Source organism: Solwaraspora sp. WMMB762 (assembly GCF_049179115.1).
Classification (GTDB): domain Bacteria; phylum Actinomycetota; class Actinomycetes; order Mycobacteriales; family Micromonosporaceae; genus Micromonospora_E.
Genome location: NZ_JBMHMD010000001.1, coordinates 3,579,256 through 3,595,063 on the forward strand (window position 1 = coordinate 3,579,256; position 15,808 = coordinate 3,595,063).

At 70.4% G+C, this 15,808-nt stretch carries 19 protein-coding genes; 7 read left to right on the forward strand and 12 right to left on the reverse strand.

What is annotated here, in order from left to right; genetic code table 11:
* Window positions 1-195: a DUF397 domain-containing protein gene (locus tag ACN27J_RS15850; protein WP_421367100.1), complete on the reverse strand. Its 195-nt coding sequence runs from the start codon at window positions 193-195 to the stop codon at window positions 1-3.
* Entirely contained in the window at window positions 186-962 is a 777-nt protein-coding gene (locus ACN27J_RS15855) for a helix-turn-helix domain-containing protein (protein WP_421367101.1), read from the reverse strand. Before ACN27J_RS15855 ends, ACN27J_RS15850 begins: the two co-directional genes overlap by 10 nt.
* Window positions 963-1,416: 454 nt before the next feature.
* Here ACN27J_RS15855 and ACN27J_RS15860 point away from each other — a divergent pair, with 454 nt between their 5' ends.
* From ACN27J_RS15860 to ACN27J_RS15870, 3 genes are all read left to right on the forward strand, one after another.
* Complete coding sequence (locus ACN27J_RS15860) at window positions 1,417-1,794, forward strand: DivIVA domain-containing protein (RefSeq protein WP_421367102.1); 378 nt, start codon at window positions 1,417-1,419, stop codon at window positions 1,792-1,794.
* 64 nt (window positions 1,795-1,858) lie between these two features.
* A complete protein-coding gene (locus ACN27J_RS15865) occupies window positions 1,859-2,194 on the forward strand; it encodes an HIT family protein (RefSeq protein ID WP_421367103.1) in 336 nt (111 codons plus the stop codon).
* 88 nt (window positions 2,195-2,282) lie between these two features.
* Window positions 2,283-2,597, forward strand: a complete 315-nt coding sequence (locus tag ACN27J_RS15870; protein WP_421367104.1) for a PIN domain-containing protein — start codon at window positions 2,283-2,285, stop codon at window positions 2,595-2,597.
* 85 nt (window positions 2,598-2,682) lie between these two features.
* On the opposite strand, the gene ACN27J_RS15875 is transcribed toward ACN27J_RS15870, so the two are convergent.
* The 4 genes from ACN27J_RS15875 to ACN27J_RS15890 all read right to left on the reverse strand — a co-directional run bounded on the left by ACN27J_RS15875 (window position 2,683) and on the right by ACN27J_RS15890 (window position 6,720).
* A complete protein-coding gene (locus ACN27J_RS15875; protein WP_421367105.1) occupies window positions 2,683-3,246 on the reverse strand; it encodes an exonuclease in 564 nt (187 codons plus the stop codon).
* Between the two features lie 359 nt (window positions 3,247-3,605).
* Window positions 3,606-5,174: a family 43 glycosylhydrolase gene (locus ACN27J_RS15880; protein WP_421367106.1), complete on the reverse strand. Its 1,569-nt coding sequence runs from the start codon at window positions 5,172-5,174 to the stop codon at window positions 3,606-3,608.
* A 222-nt stretch (window positions 5,175-5,396) separates the two neighbouring features.
* Window positions 5,397-5,615: a hypothetical protein gene (locus ACN27J_RS15885; protein ID WP_278119086.1), complete on the reverse strand. Its 219-nt coding sequence runs from the start codon at window positions 5,613-5,615 to the stop codon at window positions 5,397-5,399.
* Window positions 5,616-5,733: 118 nt separating this feature from the next.
* Window positions 5,734-6,720, reverse strand: a complete 987-nt coding sequence (locus tag ACN27J_RS15890; RefSeq protein WP_421367107.1) for a sporulation protein — start codon at window positions 6,718-6,720, stop codon at window positions 5,734-5,736.
* A gap of 308 nt (window positions 6,721-7,028) precedes the next feature.
* Here ACN27J_RS15890 and ACN27J_RS15895 point away from each other — a divergent pair, with 308 nt between their 5' ends.
* A complete protein-coding gene (locus ACN27J_RS15895) occupies window positions 7,029-8,444 on the forward strand; it encodes a hemolysin family protein (RefSeq protein WP_421372272.1) in 1,416 nt (471 codons plus the stop codon).
* Window positions 8,441-9,487, forward strand: a complete 1,047-nt coding sequence (locus ACN27J_RS15900) for a hemolysin family protein (protein ID WP_421367108.1) — start codon at window positions 8,441-8,443, stop codon at window positions 9,485-9,487. Before ACN27J_RS15895 ends, ACN27J_RS15900 begins: the two co-directional genes overlap by 4 nt.
* Window positions 9,488-9,509: 22 nt before the next feature.
* Here ACN27J_RS15900 and ACN27J_RS15905 read toward each other — a convergent pair whose 3' ends face one another.
* Both ACN27J_RS15905 and ACN27J_RS15910 read right to left on the reverse strand, forming a co-directional pair.
* Window positions 9,510-10,286: an EI24 domain-containing protein gene (locus tag ACN27J_RS15905; protein ID WP_421367109.1), complete on the reverse strand. Its 777-nt coding sequence runs from the start codon at window positions 10,284-10,286 to the stop codon at window positions 9,510-9,512.
* Window position 10,287: 1 nt separating this feature from the next.
* A complete protein-coding gene (locus ACN27J_RS15910; protein ID WP_421367110.1) occupies window positions 10,288-11,025 on the reverse strand; it encodes an alanyl-tRNA editing protein in 738 nt (245 codons plus the stop codon).
* Between the two features lie 147 nt (window positions 11,026-11,172).
* Here ACN27J_RS15910 and ACN27J_RS15915 point away from each other — a divergent pair, with 147 nt between their 5' ends.
* A complete protein-coding gene (locus ACN27J_RS15915; RefSeq protein WP_421367111.1) occupies window positions 11,173-12,459 on the forward strand; it encodes an FAD-dependent oxidoreductase in 1,287 nt (428 codons plus the stop codon).
* A 47-nt stretch (window positions 12,460-12,506) separates the two neighbouring features.
* Here ACN27J_RS15915 and ACN27J_RS15920 read toward each other — a convergent pair whose 3' ends face one another.
* The 4 genes from ACN27J_RS15920 to ACN27J_RS15935 all read right to left on the reverse strand — a co-directional run bounded on the left by ACN27J_RS15920 (window position 12,507) and on the right by ACN27J_RS15935 (window position 14,837).
* Entirely contained in the window at window positions 12,507-13,400 is an 894-nt protein-coding gene (locus ACN27J_RS15920; protein ID WP_421367112.1) for an alpha/beta fold hydrolase, read from the reverse strand.
* A complete protein-coding gene (locus tag ACN27J_RS15925) occupies window positions 13,397-13,705 on the reverse strand; it encodes a DUF2516 family protein (RefSeq protein WP_123605844.1) in 309 nt (102 codons plus the stop codon). The genes ACN27J_RS15920 and ACN27J_RS15925 overlap by 4 nt, the downstream gene beginning before the upstream one ends.
* 77 nt (window positions 13,706-13,782) lie before the next feature.
* Window positions 13,783-14,244: a hypothetical protein gene (locus ACN27J_RS15930; protein WP_421367113.1), complete on the reverse strand. Its 462-nt coding sequence runs from the start codon at window positions 14,242-14,244 to the stop codon at window positions 13,783-13,785.
* Entirely contained in the window at window positions 14,241-14,837 is a 597-nt protein-coding gene (locus ACN27J_RS15935; RefSeq protein WP_421367114.1) for a helix-turn-helix domain-containing protein, read from the reverse strand. The genes ACN27J_RS15930 and ACN27J_RS15935 overlap by 4 nt, the downstream gene beginning before the upstream one ends.
* Window positions 14,838-14,978: 141 nt before the next feature.
* Here ACN27J_RS15935 and ACN27J_RS15940 point away from each other — a divergent pair, with 141 nt between their 5' ends.
* Window positions 14,979-15,788 carry an alpha/beta fold hydrolase gene (locus tag ACN27J_RS15940; protein ID WP_421367115.1) on the forward strand — a complete coding sequence of 270 codons (810 nt, stop codon included), beginning with the start codon at window positions 14,979-14,981 and terminating at the stop codon, window positions 15,786-15,788.
* Window positions 15,789-15,808 lie beyond the last annotated feature (20 nt).

Below are 15,808 nucleotides of genomic sequence, written 5' to 3' on the forward strand. Positions count from 1 at the left end.
TCAGGGGTGGGTGGGGAGGTGCGTGACGAAGGTGGACCAGGCGGTGGGGGCGAAGGTGAGCACCGGACCGGTCTGGTCCTTGCTGTCGCGTACGAGCACCGCGCCGGGCAGGTTGTCGGCGACCTCGACACACGCACCGCCGGCACCGTTGGACCGGGTCGACTTGCGGAAACGCGGGGTGCCGGTCAGCTCCATGTCAGCGCCGCTTTCTCGATCATCTCGCGGGACTCCGCGATGGGCAGGGCGTGGCTGCGGACATCTTCCCACACCTGTTCGAGCCGGCGCACCCGTTGCGGATCGTCGATGGGCTCGCCGCCGAAGTGGGTGTCCAGGTAGCCCACCCTCCGGTCGTGCACCGTGCCGAGCACGAACGGACCGTTGAGCCCGGCGTACGCCCCGGCGGTGGCCGGCACGACGTGCACCCGCACGTTGGGCCGGTCACAGGCGGCGGCGAGCGCGGTCAACTGCTCCACCATCACGTCCGGCGAGCCGACCTGTCGGTGCAGCACCGACCGGTCCAGCACCGCGACGAAGTGCGCCGGATTCTCCGCCCGGGTGATGACCTCCTGCCGGGCCAGTCGGTTGGCCAGCGACGTCTCGACGTCGTCGACCGGGCCGACGTCGGTGAGCAACTGGCGGGCGTACGCCTCGGTCTGCAGCAGCCCCGGCACGACGGAGAGTTCGAAGTAGCGCAGGATGCTCGCCTGCGCCTCGTTCTCGGCCCACGAGCGCAGGAACGGGGCGATCGACTGCCCGCGCGCCTGGGCCGCCAGCCGCTGGATCCGGTCGCCGGTCTCGAAGACGCCGTCGAGTGCCTTGGCGATCGCCGGCACCGGGATGAGCCGCCCCGCCTCGTAGCTGCCGATCGACGACCCACTCACCCCGACCAGCGCGCCGAGCTGCTCCTGCGACAGCCCTCGCGCGGTCCGCTCCTTGCGGATGGCCTCCTGCAAGTCGATCATTATCGGCCCCCTTATCAGATTCGTAGGAACTCTCCGAGAACCCTCCGACTCCCACATCTTCCATCGCATGGGGTGGATAGTCCAGGGTGGAGGGGTAGGAAGTTGAGAAAGCAAGATCCACGGAGGACCGAGCCCCCGGGGTGCGTGCGAGAAAACCATTTCACGGCCACGGCCGTCAACACCGGAACAGCCAGGAACCCCCGTGCCATGGCCGCTCCGGTGCTGGTCAGTGGCCGAAACGCGGCCGACACCGCGTTCCCGCAAGTAACACCGAAATGGAGTACGCACGCGCCCCGGGCCCCCGACCTGACTGATCCGCCGTGAATCGAAGACTGCCCTGGTTGCCGTACTGCCAAGGAGGGCTGCGGTGATTGGGGCGGGGTGGCCCTGCCGATCGGCAAGCGGCAGGGCCACCCCTTCCACAAAACCCGATACCCAAAGGGAGGAAAGCGCGATGCGAGAACTGTGGCGACGGTGGCGGGTCCGCTGGCAGCGGCGTCGGATGGTGTCCCTGCCACCGCACGACTGGCCGAACGGCAGCGGCGTGTACCGCGTACCCGCGAATGGCCGCAACCAGCGGCCGACCGGGTACCGGCCGATCCGGCCCTGGCAGGTCCGCAGCCAGCACTTCCGCACCGCCAGCCGGCGCACCCACGGACGAGGGCTCGATCCGGGCGACGTCGCCGCGTTCCTCGAACGGGTCGCCTACGACCTCGGTGTCCTCTACGCCGAGCTCGACCGCACGTACGAACAGAACGACCGGATCAAGGACGCGCTGCGCCGCTGGCAGAGCAGCTACACCGCGACCGCCACCCCGTCCGGCTACCGCTGACCGACAAAGACGTCGTCGGCGCGAATAACCATGTTCGTCTGTGGACACCACTACCATCGGTCCAATGACCGACGACTTCTACTGCGAACAGGCACTCAGCGGCAAGACCCCGATCCAGGTCGTGGCCGAGACCGCCCACGTGCTCGCCTTCCATCACACCCGGCCCTTCTGGCCCGTCCATATCGTGGTCGTCCCCAAACGCCATATCCCGTCACTGGTAGACCTGGGTGACGCCGACATCTCCGAGGTTCACCAAGTGCTGGCCGTCGTCCGCGATATCGCGGCACAGGTCACCGCCGAACACGGCGCAGCTCGCGTCCTTACCAACCTCGGCGCATACCAGGACTCCAAACACCTGCACTTCCACGTGAACAGCGGCGAGCCGTTGCGTCACGGCTGATGAACACCACCGCCAGCGCGATCATTGCTGACCCGCGTTGCAAACCTGCCGGATCGCCGAGCATCCGGCGGGGCGACTCGCACCCGCCGTGAACAAGCGGCTCGTCATGATCCTGCAGGAAGGGGCAGCGGCGACCTGTCTCCCGCTGGACCTCGATGACGGTCGCAGCGCCCGCAAATTCCGGGATGCGATGGCAATCCGCGCCCGCCGGGCCGAAATCATGACTGATCTTCCAATCACCTCTGCGGTAGCCACTCGGGCACGGGACATCCAGACAGCGCTGACCCGACGTGGGTACCACCGAGCGGCCAGCCCGGTCGATCTGATCGCCGCCGCGGCAGCGGCTGAGCACGGCGCGACAGTCCTGCACTATGACCGTGACTTCGACCTGACTTCGACCTGATCACCGAGGCCGGCGGACCGCGCAGTGAGTGGGTCGCCCCTGCCGGAACACTCCGATAGCTACCCGCGGCTCCTGCCGCGCCGCGTCAGCGGGTCGCCGGGTTCGCGGCGAGCATGGCGCAGAACAGCGCGCCCTGCTCGATCGCGTCGTCCAGGGCGACATGGTCGTGCTGCTGATCGCCGAACCACTCGCGGGGCATGGTCCGCTTCGACGTCGTCCGGTAGCCGGTGCCCATCAGCGCCATGGCGTACGTCTTGATGTCCAGTGCCGAGTGGGAGAACGGGCTCGATCCGGTGAAGCGGATCAGGTACCAGTAGACGAACATGAAGTCGTACGCCGCCGGATAGCCGATGAACACCGGCCGCCCCGGCAGTTGAGCCAGCCACTCCGTGTACCGGGCCATCGCCGCTGCCGGCTCCTCCTGGTCGGCCCGGCACGCCGCCCACGCCTCCGGCTGCGTCTCCCACCACGCCATCGTCTGCGGGGCGCCGCTGGCGCCGGGCAGCGTGACCAGGTTGGCGCTGAACGTGCCGACCAGCTCCTTGCCGGCCGTGTACGCCGCCGAGGCGAAGCTCAACATCGAGTGCGGGCCGGGGATCGGCCCGTCCGCCTCGACGTCCGTGCTGACGTAGATCTCCGCTTGTGCCATGCCAGCACCGTACGGCAGCCCTGCCCCGCCGCCGGCCGCGACAGTGCATCGCCCGCTGCGAGCAGCGCGAGTTGAATGTCAGATACCTCATGCCAGCGTGTTGAGGTATCTGAGCTTCAACTCGTCAGGCGCTGAGTGGGCAACGGGCGACTCAGCGCCACGCAAAGCGCGTTTTGCCCCGTGATGCCCCTTCACGGAGGCGCCCTCGGTGCACCTTCAGCCGGGCCGCCCCACGAGTTGAAGCTGAGATACCTCACGCCAGCGTTTTGAGGTGCCTCAGCTTCAACTCGCGGTGGAGGCGATAAGCAGGATGCGGTGGGGCGCGGTGGACGCGGGGGTGTGCGGACGCGGGCGGGGGGTCAACTGAGAGCGAAGGTGGCCGAGGCGCGGTCGGCGGCGTCCGGTACGGCTTCCAGGTAGAGCAGGCCGTCGCGGTGCCGGACGTACTGGCCGGGGAAGTTGACCGACTCCAGGGACAGTTTGCCGGCGTCGGCCAGCCCGGAGCGGGCCATGAACGTGGCGTCCTGCCGGAACAGGTTGGATCCGTCGTTGGCCTCCACCCAGATCTGGTGGTTGCGGTGCCGCAGGTAGTAGCCGGGGAAGTTGGTCGACTCCAGCGAGATGCCGGCCGAGTTGGCCAGCCCGGGGACGACCCGGAACTGCGAGTCGGCCAAATTAGTCACATTCGCTTCGAGGCGGACCCGGTACTCCCAGTGCCGCAGGTAGCGGCCCGGCTGGTCGTGGGCGCTGAGCCGGATCGGCGTGGCACCGTCCGGCACCGGTACGCCGAAGTTCGGTGTGCCGTCGGCGTTCCAGTAGATCTTCTGCACCCGGGTACGCCGGTTCGGGTCGTTCAGCGGGTCGTAGCCGTTGCCGAGGTAGCGCTCGTAGTTGCGCGAGTGGTAGACGATCACGTCGCTGCCGTCCTCGGCGACGGTGAACGAGTTGTGCCCGGGCCCCCACTGGCCGGTCCGGCTGTTGCTGGCCAGCACCGGGTTGGGGCTCTTGGTCCACGACGACGCGTTCAGCAGGTTGCTGCCGGCCGAGGCGGTGAGCAGTCCGACGGCGTAGTTGGCGTCGGTGGCGCTGGCCGAGTAGGTCATGAAGACCCGGCCGTTGCGGATGATCACCGCCGGGCCTTCGTTGACCCGGTAGCCGCGGGTCTCCCAGGCGTACGTCGGGGTGCTGATCATGACCGGGGTGCCGGTGTACGTCCACGGGTTGACCATCCGGGCCAGGTAGATGTTGGAGTTGTTGCCGGCGTACTCGGCCCAGGCCAGGTAACGGACTCCGTTGTGGACGAAGGTGGTGGCGTCCAGCGAGAAGCCGGGGCGCGAGGGCTGGATCTGGCCGCGTTCGATCCACGGTCCGTCGAGCGGGTTGGCGGCGGAGGATTCCAACACGTACGGGCGGATGGCCCAGATGTCCTCGGCCCGGCCGGCGGCGAAGTGGATGTACCACCTGCCGTCGATGAAGTGCAGCTCCGGTGCCCAGATGTGCGCGCCCATCTCGCCGGTCGAGTGCTTGCGCCAGATCACCCGCTCGGCTGCGGTGGCCAGGCCCTGCAGGGTGGTGGCCCGGCGCATGACGATGCGGTCGTACTCGGGGACGGTGGCGACGAAGTAGTAGAACCCGTCGGTGTGCCGGTGGACGTGCGGGTCGGCCCGCTGTTCGACGATCGGGTTGGTGAACTGGACGGTGGGCGGGACCGCCGCCGCGATCACGGCCGAGCTGCCCGCGAGAGCAGCCGAGGCCGGGGCAGCCGCGAGAGCAGCCGAGGCCGGGGCAGCCGCTACAGCGGCCGAGGCCGCCGGAGTTGCCGCCGCGACAGCAGCCGGGGCGGCGGCGACCACGGCGGTGGTGGCCGCAGTCACCAGGGCGGCGGTTGTCGCCGCCAGCCAGTTGACCGTGGATCGCGATCGCCTCATGACCGACACCCTTCGCAGTCACCATCTTCGATGCAAACAGTGTTAGCGCTCACACAATCCAGGTCAAGAGGATGCGTCATCTTCACGAAACAATCCGGCGGGGCGGTGGAAAATCTCCCACCGCCCCGCCGGATACCGTCCGGACTCGCTCCAGCAACGTCCGTCGCCCCGCACCGCCCATCACCGGAACGACGAGACGCGGGCCGAGGCCGGCCGCTTCGGCTACTCGCCGCCGAGATTCACCAGCGCCTGCGCGGTCCGGAAGTACGGGTTCCGGCCGAGGTCTCCGACGGTAACGATGCCGAAGGCGTCCTTGAGCAGCTTGGCATCGCTCTCGCTGACGCCCTTCAGCGCGGCGACCGGCGCGGCGACGATCTCGGTCAGGGACTTGTCCTGGTAGGCCTTGTCGACCAGCGTGGTCAGGTCAGCGGTGACCGGCATCCTGTCTGTTCTCCTTGCTCGATGGGGTATGACCCGGCCCAAGGCGGGCCGGGTCGTCGACTCCGGCTATCTGCGGTGCTGCGCCCTGGAGCGCTGTGATCTGGAGCGCGGGCAGCGGCTACTCCTCGGCCTCTTCTTCCTCGGACTCTTCCTCGTCGCCGTCGCCGATGACATCGAAGACCTCCTCGGCGACCATGCCGGCGGCGAAACCGGCGAGGGCGCCACCGGCCGCACCGGCAAGTACACCGCCCATCCCGGAGCCACCGTCCTCGTGTCCACCGTGGTGCCCGCCATGACCACCGCCGTAGCCGCCGTGACCGCCGAACAGCGCGTGTCGCTGCTCCAGCGACTGCCGCAGCCAGGAGTCCACCAGGGCGATCCAGTCGATACTCTCGGCGGCCGCGTGCTCGACCCGGTGGTGGCCGTACGCGTCATGACCGGGGGTGAACAGCCCGGACTTCTTGTCGAACTCCAGGACCACGGTCACCCCGTGCGGGTCGGCGACGAACGTCAGCTCGACCTGGCTGACCCCCGGGTACTGCGGTGCCGACGCGTACTCGATCTCCTGGTAGAACGGCATCGTCTGGGGCAGGCCGGCCAACTGGCCGTGCTCCAGGTCGGCACCGGTGAACGGCAGCCCGAGCGCGGCGAACGCCTCCAGGATCCGCTCCTGCACCGGCAGCGGATAGACGTGCACGTCGTCGAGGTCGCCCGGGTCGATGGCACCGCGGACCCAGATCTTGGTACGCAGGCCCATGGTCATGCCGGGCAGCCGCTGACCGTACAGGTCGGTGACCGGCGTCTCCCACGGCACGTCGATCTCGAACGGCAACGACAACTGCTGCCCGGCGGCAAGACGCAGCTCGCCGCAGACCGGAACCCGATGGAACTCGACCGTACCGTCGTACTCCTCGTCGTCGGTCTCCATTTCGACCCGGGTGACCAGCGCGACGGTGATCTGGTCGATCTCCACCTCGTGGTCGCCGCCGGTGATGTCGACCTGGCCGGCCAGGGTCAGGCCGGGGCGGGTGCTGGCGTTGGACAGGACGGTGTCGACAGTCGGTCCACCGACTCCGAAGGCTCGGAGCATCCGTTTGAAGACCACGTGGCTATCTCTCCCTGGCGGTACGCTGGCGCGATCCCCGGGCGCGCCGAAGGTTGCCGCACAACATGATCAGATATGTCTATTTTGGATCCGGGGTTGTCGACGATGCTAGCGGGGCAGCCTGAGAGGTTGCTGAACAGCAGATATCAGGTACGCAAAGTAATTTTGCGAATACTTCTCGCTATTGTTCTCAGTGAACTCGCAGGTTGGCGCAGCGTCCGCCTGTCTATGCTGAGGACCATGCCCACCACCAGCGACCCTCCCAGTCCCGGCCGCCCCGTCACCGTCGAAGGAGTGACCGGGCGGTGATGGAGTGGGCGCTGCTGGGCGTCGCGGTACTGCTGGTCGCCGCCAACGCCGTGTTCGTCGCCGCCGAGTTCGCCTTCGTAACGGTCGACCGGGCGACCGTGGAACGGCAGGCCGCCGCCGGTGACCGCCGCTCGGCGGGCCTGCTGCGCGGCCTGCGGACGCTGTCCACCCAGCTGTCCGGCGCCCAGCTCGGCATCACCGTGACCAGCCTGGTCGTCGGCTTCCTCGCCGAGCCCTCACTGGCCACCCTGCTACGCGGCCCGCTCGGGCTCACCGGCCTGCCGGACGGCGCGACCACCGCGCTCTCGCTGACGCTGGCGCTGATCCTGGCCACGGGTTTTCAGATGACCTTCGGCGAGCTGGTGCCGAAGAACTGGGCCATCGCCGAACCGCTGCGGGTCGGCCGGGCGGTCGCCGGCGCGCAGCGCGGCTTCACCGCCGCCACCGGCCCGTTGATCCGGTTTCTCAACGGTACGGCCAACCGGATCCTGCGGGCGTTCGGCATCGAGCCGACCGAGGAGCTGGCGTCCGCCCGTACCCCTCAGGAGCTGGCGTCGCTGGTCAGCCGGTCCGGCGAGGAAGGCACCCTGGACGCGGAGACCGCCGAGCTGGTCTCCCGGTCGATCGACTTCGGCGAACGGACCGCCGCCGACGTGATGACCCCCCGGCCCCGGGTACGGTTCGTCACCGCCGACGCACCGGTGGCCGAGGTGCTGCGGCTGGCCGCCGCCACCGGACACGCCCGCTTCCCGGTCACCGGCGCCGGAGTCGACGAGGTGCTCGGCGCCGTGCATTTCAAGCATGCCCTCGCCGTACCGACCGGGGAACGCGACACCCGGCCGGTGCGGTCGGTGATGGTCGAGCTGCCCGAGGTCCCGGAGACCGCCGAGCTGGACCCGCTGCTCGGTACGCTGCGCAGCCGGGGACTGCAGATGGCGGTGGTGGTCGACGAGTACGGTGGCACCGCCGGCATCGTCACCCTGGAAGACCTGGTCGAGGAAATCGTCGGGGAGATCGCCGACGAACAGGACCGGCCGACCGGCCGACACCAGCGCGCCGCCGACGGTTCGTGGCAGCTCTCCGGCCTGCTGCGGCCCGACGAGGCGGCCCGGCTTACCGGGCTCGACCTGCCGGAGGGCCGGATCTCCGACACCCTCGGTGGGGTGATCATCGAGGAGCTCGGCCGGCTGCCCCGGGTCGGTGACACCGTCACGGTCGTCGCCGACGACCGCGAACACCCGGACCCGGACGGACTACCCACGTCCGTACCGGTGGAACTGACCGTGACCCGGGTCGACGGCCGCCGCGCCGACCGGCTGCTGCTGCGCCGCGCCGACGCCACCGCGGCCGCCGGGTCTCCTGACGGACGCCGGAACGGCCGCTCCAATGGGCACCCGGAGGAAACCGCGTCATGAGTGACTGGTTGGCGATCCTCGTCGGGGTGCTGCTGCTCGCCGGCAACGCGTTCTTCGTCGGTGCCGAGTTCGCACTGATCTCGGCCCGCCGGACACAGATCGAGCCACGGGCCGCTGCCGGGTCCCGGCTGGCCCGCGTCACGCTGCGGGCCATGGAGAGCGTGTCACTGATGATGGCCGGTGCCCAACTCGGCATCACCGTCTGTTCGCTCGGCCTGGGTGCCATCGGAGAGCCCGCCGTGGCGCACCTGATGGAGCCGGCCTTCGCCGCCGCCGGGGTACCGGACGCGCTGGTGCACCCGATCGCGTTCGCCATCGCCCTGGCGATCGTGGTCTTCCTGCACATGGTGATCGGCGAGATGGTGCCGAAGAACATCGCCCTCGCCGGTCCGGAGCGGTCCGCGATGGTCCTGGGCCCGGTGCTGTACGGCGTCGTCACCGTGCTGCGGCCACTGATCTGGCTGCTCAACCAGCTCGCCAACATCGTCCTGCGCCTGCTGCGGGTGCAGCCGAAGGACGAGGTGACCTCCACCTTCACCCGGGAGGAGGTCTCCGGGTTCATCGCCCAGTCCCGCCGGGAGGGCCTGATCGACGAGCACGAGCACCGGCTGCTGACCGGGGCGCTGGCGTTCAGCGACCAGCCGACCGCCCGGGTGGCGATCCCGCTGGATTCGCTGGTCACAATGTCCGCCACCAGCACGCCGATCGAGCTGGAGAAGCGCTGCGCCGACACCGGCTACTCCCGCTTCCCGGTCGTTGACGGCGCCGCACAGGTGACCGGCTACCTGCACGTCAAGGACGTGCTCGGGGCTTCGACGCAGGACCGGGACCGGGCGGTCGACTCCCGGCTGATCCGGCCACTGGTCACGGTTCGGGCCACCCAGCCGATGCGGGACACCCTGACGGTCATGCAGCAACGGGGCGCCCACCTGGCCCGGGTGGTGGACGCCGACGGCCGGTTGACCGGCCTGGCCGCGTTGGAGGACGTGATCGAGGAGCTGGTCGGCGAGGTCCGCGACGCCGCACAGGCCGCCAGCCGCTAAACGCCGCGCAGGCCGCCAGCCGCTAGGCTGGCGGAGCAAGCTGGGGCGGCCCGTCGGTGGGCTGGTTGAGCGACTGGCGGGCGAGCAGTGTCGCGCCGGCCACCGCCGCCGGCATGACCAGCACCGCGCCGAACGGGATCAGGCAGCAGCAGAAGACCGCCACCCCGAAGCCGAGCGCCTTCGGCCGGTTGGTGCGCAGCGCCAACCGGCGGTCCGGTAGCCGCAGCCCACGTCGGTAGAACGCGGACCCAACCAGTTCAAGGGCGAGCCGCCAGCCACCGAACAGGGCAGCGACCACCGGCACCAGGGTCTGCCCGACGATCGGGATGAACCCGCAGAGGAACAGCGGAATCCCGATGACGATGCCGAACGCGATCAGCCGGGCCGAGTCGAGCAGGCTGTGCCACAGCGATCGCCACCACGGCACGTCGACCCCGTTCGGCACCCCGCCGTGCTGCTCCTCCACCCATTCGGAGATTTTCTCGTAGAACGGATCCCCGATGAACAGGGTCACGGCGGTGAAGGTGAGTACACCGATCAGCCCGCCGAGGGCCAGCAACGCGACGGCGACCGCACCGCGTACCGCATCCCGGGTGCCCGCCGACCAGTCGTCGGCGAACGGGGTGAGCCAGCCGGCGACGTCGACCACGACGGCTATCCAGCCGATGAACGCGGCCACGAACAGCACCCCGGCGATCACCGCCGGGATCAGCCCGAGCAGCACCATCTTCGGGTTGCGGGCATAGGTGCCGAAGCCCCGCAGGAACAGCCGGACACCGTCGAGGAAGGCGCGGATCATCTCAGCCGGCCAGGCGCAGCCGTACCCGGCGGTTGGCCCGTCCCTTGCTCTCCACCTTGACCACCTGGACCTTGCCGATCTGGGCGGTGGAGGCGACGTGGGTGCCGCCGTCGGCCTGCACGTCCAGGCCGACGATGTCGACGATGCGGATCTCCTGCTCGTCGGCGGGGATCAGATTGGCCTGGGTGCGGACGATGTCCGGGATGGCCAGCGCCTCGTCCCGGTCGAGGACCCGCACGGCGACCGCCCGGTCGGCGACGACCTCGGCGTTGACCAGGTCTTCCAGTTGAGCTTTGAAGCCGGGCGGCACCTCGGGCAGGTTGAAGTCCATCCGGGCTTCACCGGGCTCCATGTTGCCGCCGGTCACCAGGGCACCGAAGTCGCGGAACACCACGCCGCAGAGTACGTGCAGCCCGGAATGGGTACGCATCAGCAGGCTGCGGCGGGTGTCCTCGACCGCGCCGGTGACCTCGGCGCCAACCGGCGGCAGCGGGTCACCGTCGGCGGGGATCAGGTAGAGGTCGTCGCCCTTGCGGGTGCCGACGATCCGGGTCTGCGCCCCTTGCCAGAGCAGTACGCCGTGGTCCGGCGGCTGGCCGCCGCCGCCCGGGTAGAAGGCGGAGCGGTCCAGCACGATGCCCTGCTCGGCGTCGGCGTGCAGCACGGTGCACTGCCACTCACGCAGGGTCGGGTCGCGCAGGTCGAGTCGGTCGGTACGGCCGTGACTGGTGACACCCACGGGTGGCAGGTTACCGCCGACCAGGTGGAATCACCCAGTCGGCTGATTTGATGAGTGTCAAACTTGACCATCGTCGAAACAGCGGGCATCGTATGGTTGATTCGACGATCATCAAGACTACGAACGCTCGCCAGCACGGAGGGATTCATGATCAACGAAGAGCTACCGGCCGTCGTCATCGGGGCTGGACCAGTCGGCCTGGCCGCCGCCGCCCACCTGCACGAGCGCGGTCTGCCCTGGGTCCTGCTGGAGGCCGGCGGCAGCGCTGGCGCGGCGGTCAGCAATTGGGGGCACGTTCAGCTCTTCTCCCCCTGGCGTTACAACATCGACACAGCCGCCCGCCGGCTGCTCGACGCCGCCGGCTGGGCCGCCCCCGATTCCGGGCACCTGCCGACCGGCACTGAGCTGGTCGGCGACTACCTCGAACCACTGGCCAAGCTGCCCGACCTGGCCGGCCGGATCCGGTACGGCGCGCGGGTCGTCGCGCTGGGCCGCGCCGGCATCGACCGGGTCCGCACCGACGGCCGGGAGCAGGCACCGTTCGTGGTCCGGCTCGCCGACGGTACGGAGCTCAGCGCCGGCGCCGTCATCGACGCCTCCGGCACCTGGGGTACGCCGAACGTCCTGGGCGTCAACGGGCTGCCCGCCCACGGCGAACCGCAGGCAGCCCACCTGATCAGCACCGCTCTGCCGGACGTGCTCGGTGCCGACCGGGCCGACTACAGTGGCCGGCACACCGTCGTCGTCGGTGCCGGCCACTCCGCCGCCAACACCCTGCTGGCCCTCGCCGAGCTGGCCGCTCAGGAGCCGGACACCCGGGTCAGCTGGGTCACCCGCGGCGCGACCATCGACCGGACGCTGGGCGGCGGCGACGCCGACGCCCTGCCTGGCCGCGGCAAGTTGGGCACCGGACTGCGGTTGCTGGTCGACTCCGGCCGAGTCGAGCTGGTCAGCGGATTCGGCGTACACACCGTACGGGGCACCGCGAGCGGCCGGGCCGAACTGGTCGCAACCGACGGCCGGACGCTGGCCGCCGACCGGATCGTGTCGGCCACCGGGTTCCGCCCCGACCACCGGATCGCCGACGAGCTACGGCTGGACCTGGACCCGGCGCTGGGCTGCACCCGGATGCTGGCCCCGCTGATCGACCCGAACGAGCATTCCTGCGGCACCGTCCCGCCGCACGGGGTGGACGAGCTCACCCAGCCGGAGCCGGGGTACTACGTCGTCGGCATGAAAAGCTACGGCCGGGCACCGACGTTCCTGCTGGCCACCGGCTACGAGCAGGTCCGCTCGGTCACGGCGGCGCTGGCCGGTGACTGGACCGCCGCCCGGGACGTACAGCTGGATCTGCCAGAGACCGGCGTCTGCTCGGTGACGCCCAGCGACCAGTCCACCACGCCGTCCGCCGCTTCCGGCGGCTGCTGCGGTTGACCGTCTTCTACCTGATCAGCGACGGGCGCCGTGGCGCCCGCCGCTGATCAGATCGGCTCGTTGAGAAAGCCGGAGACCCGCTGCCGCAGATCGGTGCGCTGGTTCCAGAGCACGCCGGGGCGGTCGTAGACGTGCAGGGCGGCACCCGGGATGGCGGCGGCCAGCCGCTCGGCGGTCTCGGCCGGGTGCAGGTCGTCGCCGACGCAGCCGATCACCAGGACCCGGGCGGTGACCGCGGCGAGCGCCGCCGGGTCGGGCACCGGCACCGCGTCGGCCAGGTCGACCAGTTCGGCGGCGAGTCCGTCGCGCAGCAGCTGGTCGATCCTGGTACGCAGGTACGCCCACGCGGCCGGGGTGTTGCGTACCGGCACCGGGGTCTCCGCCGCGATCAGCTCGGCCACCCCGGAGACGTCGCTGTCGTTGACCGCGGTGACCAGCTCGGCGATCCGCTGGCGGGCCGAGGCCGGCCGGGCCGTGTCGAAGGCCGACGGTAGGAAGAACACCGCCCGGTCGAACCGCTGCGGGCTGTCGGTCAGCAGCCGGGCCAGCGCCCCGGCACCGAGGCTCATCCCGACCGCCCGGCCGGCACCGGTCAGATCGGCCACGGCCCGCAGGTCCCGGGCCAGGTCGGGGTAGCCCCATGGGCCGGCCGGCGCGGCGGACCGGCCATGCCCCCGGAACTGGAAGAACACCTTGCGCCCGGCGACTCCGCTGCCCAGCGGCCGGGTGGTGGCGATGCCGTGCGCTATGCCGTGCGCGAAGACGGTGGTCGGCTCACCGGACCCGGTGACCAGCCGTTCCAGCTCCACGCCGTGCGGCGTGGTGATCACCTCGGTCTCCGGCTCGGGCAGCGCGGGTCGGCCGGTACGGGGACCGGACGGGCCGGGCCCGTAGGTCCGCGGCCCGCCGTCCGGCGGCGGTGGCCAACGGAAATCTCTCACCAGGAGCCTCGGCCGTCGGCGATGTCCCGCAGCCCGACCCGCACGTCGAGCAGGTAGATCAGCCCGGCGGCGATCCCGATCAGGCCGAACAGGCTGACCTGGAACAGCAGGGTGAGCAGCAGGCAGACGCCGAGGATGGCCAGCCACGCGCCTTTCGGCAGGGTGCCGATCGCCGGGAACGCCTCGCCTTTCTGGGTGACGCAGTGCACCAGCGCGACAGCCTGCACGACGAGGGCGAACACGAACAGCGCCAAGTCGAGGATGTACCGGACGTCGGCATAGAACAGCGGCGCGGCAGAGTCCATGCCCAAAGCTTATGCCGCGGGCCCCGGATGCGTGCCACCTGCATCCGGGGCCCGCGGGTCACCCGGACCCGCCGGAACTACTCGGCCTTGGCCTGGGTGGGCTTGGCCGGCTCGGTCGAGTCGGCTTCCGGTGCCGCGGTGACCTGGGCGGGAGCCTCGGTGGTCTCCATGTCGGCGTTGACGGTGTCGGCGGCCCGGACCACCCCGGTGCCGACGACCCGCTCGCCGTGCGCCACCAGCGTGCCGTAGATCGCCACGGCCCGCTGCCCGGCCGACTGGGCACCGGCGAGCACCGCGTCGCGGTTGCGCACCGCGATCGCCCGCAGGCGCTCCAGGTCGGCACCGGTGTTGGCCCGCTCACGCAGCTCGGCAGTGCCCTGGGCGGCCTTCTCCCGCAGGCCGACGGTGCCGAGGGTGGCCTTGCCGGTCAGCTGGGTGACGGCCACCGGCAGCTTGCGCAGTTGCTGGTAGGCCAGGTCACCGGCACCGGCGACGGCGTACAGGGGTGCTGGGATCCGCTTGGTCTTCGGCTGGCTCATCGTTGCTCCTCCTCGGCCGCTGCGGCGGCCTGCTCGGTTTCCCCGGCCCGGGGCGTACGACGCCGGGGGGTGGTCTTCTTTTGCCGGGAAGTGGTCCTGGTCGGCGCGGTGGGCGGCGGCTCCTCGGTCGCCGGGCCAGGTGCGGCCCCGGCCTCGGTGACGGCGACCGACTGCAGGGTCTGCTCCTCAACTTCCTCGGCGGCTTCGGCGGCGGTAGCTGTGTCCGCGTCGGTGTCCGGTCCGGCGTGCCGGGCGTTCTCCCGGCGGAACGTCTCATAGATCTGGCTCAGCGACTGCTTCTGCGTCATGGTGAGGTCGGAGTCCGAAGCGATCGCGGCGAGCACGCCCTGGCCGTCCTTGTCGTCGAGCAGCCCGGCCCTCAGGTACATCACCGGCGTGGAGACCCGCAGTGCGCTGGCCAACTGCTGGAGCACCTCCGCGCTCGGCTTGCGCAGGCCGCGCTCAACCTGGCTGAGGTAGGGATTGCTGACGCCGGCCTGCTCGGCGAGCTGCCGCAGCGAGATGCGGGCGTTGTGCCGCAGGTCGCGGATGAAGCCCCCGATGTCGCGAGGCAGGTCCTTCGGTGTGGCCATAGCTTGACGGTAGCCCGATCTGCTTGCAACTGCTAGCGAAACGCTAACGAAAGTTAGCGGAGTCACCTGGAAGAACCGTCGTAGGGGCCGCCGAGAAAGTCGTTGGCGGCCACCCGCCCCGTGTCGCTAGGCTGCCCGCCGATGACGACGATCCGGGTTGGCGATGCGACGATCAGCTACGACGACGTCGGCACCGGGCCGCCCGTACTGCTGATCCACGCCGGCATCGCCGACCGCCGGATGTGGCGGGCGCAGGTCGCCGCGCTTCGTGACCGGCACCGGGTGATCGCCATGGATCTGCGCGGCTACGGCGAGTCCGACCTGCCGGCCACCGCGTTCGCCCACCACGACGACGTGATCGGCCTGTTGGACGCGCTCGGGGTCGCCCGCGCCGCGCTGGTCGGCTGTTCGTTCGGCGGCGCGGTCGCCATCGACGCCGCCCTCGCCCATCCCAGCCGGGTCACCGCCCTCGCCCTGTTCGGTTCGGCACTGGGCGGCCACGACTGGTCCGACGCCACCGAACAGCTCTGGGACGACCTGGTCGGCGCGGTGGACCCGGAGGATCTGGACGCGACGGCCGACGCCGAGGTGCGGTTCTGGGTCGTCGGCCCGCACCGGCAGCCCGCCGACGTCGACCCGGAGCTGATCGCCTTCGCCCGCGAAATGGACCGCCGGGCGCTCGCCGCCGAAGCCGCGCTCGGCGACATCACCCACCGCGAACTCGACCCACCGGCAGCCCGTCGGCTCGGTGAGATCGGCGTGCCGGTGCTGGTCGGTGCCGGAGCCCTCGACGTGCCGGACATCCTCGCCCTGGCCGACCTGATCAGCACCGGCATCCCGACCGCCCGGCGGCTGCCGGACGTGCCCGGCGCGGCCCACCTGCTGCCGTTGGAGTGCCCCGGGCCGGTCGACGCCGCGCTGCGCGAGTTCCTCGCCGACGCCGCGCGATAGCCGAAGCGTCCGCCGGCCAG

Excerpts from the sequence above, each read along its gene's own strand:
- ACN27J_RS15915 (WP_421367111.1), top strand. The coding sequence starts at position 11,173 with ATGATCAACGAAGAGCTACCGGCCGTCGTCATCGGGGCTGGACCAGTC.
- ACN27J_RS15900 (WP_421367108.1), top strand. The coding sequence starts at position 8,441 with ATGAGTGACTGGTTGGCGATCCTCGTCGGGGTGCTGCTGCTCGCCGGC.
- ACN27J_RS15880 (WP_421367106.1), bottom strand. The coding sequence starts at position 5,174 with ATGAGGCGATCGCGATCCACGGTCAACTGGCTGGCGGCGACAACCGCC.
- ACN27J_RS15925 (WP_123605844.1), bottom strand. The coding sequence starts at position 13,705 with ATGGACTCTGCCGCGCCGCTGTTCTATGCCGACGTCCGGTACATCCTC.
- ACN27J_RS15940 (WP_421367115.1), top strand. The coding sequence starts at position 14,979 with ATGACGACGATCCGGGTTGGCGATGCGACGATCAGCTACGACGACGTC.
- ACN27J_RS15865 (WP_421367103.1), top strand. The coding sequence starts at position 1,859 with ATGACCGACGACTTCTACTGCGAACAGGCACTCAGCGGCAAGACCCCG.
- ACN27J_RS15905 (WP_421367109.1), bottom strand. The coding sequence starts at position 10,286 with ATGATCCGCGCCTTCCTCGACGGTGTCCGGCTGTTCCTGCGGGGCTTC.
- ACN27J_RS15930 (WP_421367113.1), bottom strand. The coding sequence starts at position 14,244 with ATGAGCCAGCCGAAGACCAAGCGGATCCCAGCACCCCTGTACGCCGTC.
- ACN27J_RS15875 (WP_421367105.1), bottom strand. The coding sequence starts at position 3,246 with ATGGCACAAGCGGAGATCTACGTCAGCACGGACGTCGAGGCGGACGGG.
- ACN27J_RS15885 (WP_278119086.1), bottom strand. The coding sequence starts at position 5,615 with ATGCCGGTCACCGCTGACCTGACCACGCTGGTCGACAAGGCCTACCAG.
- ACN27J_RS15860 (WP_421367102.1), top strand. The coding sequence starts at position 1,417 with ATGCGAGAACTGTGGCGACGGTGGCGGGTCCGCTGGCAGCGGCGTCGG.
- ACN27J_RS15935 (WP_421367114.1), bottom strand. The coding sequence starts at position 14,837 with ATGGCCACACCGAAGGACCTGCCTCGCGACATCGGGGGCTTCATCCGC.
- ACN27J_RS15855 (WP_421367101.1), bottom strand. The coding sequence starts at position 962 with ATGATCGACTTGCAGGAGGCCATCCGCAAGGAGCGGACCGCGCGAGGG.
- ACN27J_RS15850 (WP_421367100.1), bottom strand. The coding sequence starts at position 195 with ATGGAGCTGACCGGCACCCCGCGTTTCCGCAAGTCGACCCGGTCCAAC.
- ACN27J_RS15895 (WP_421372272.1), top strand. The coding sequence starts at position 7,029 with ATGGAGTGGGCGCTGCTGGGCGTCGCGGTACTGCTGGTCGCCGCCAAC.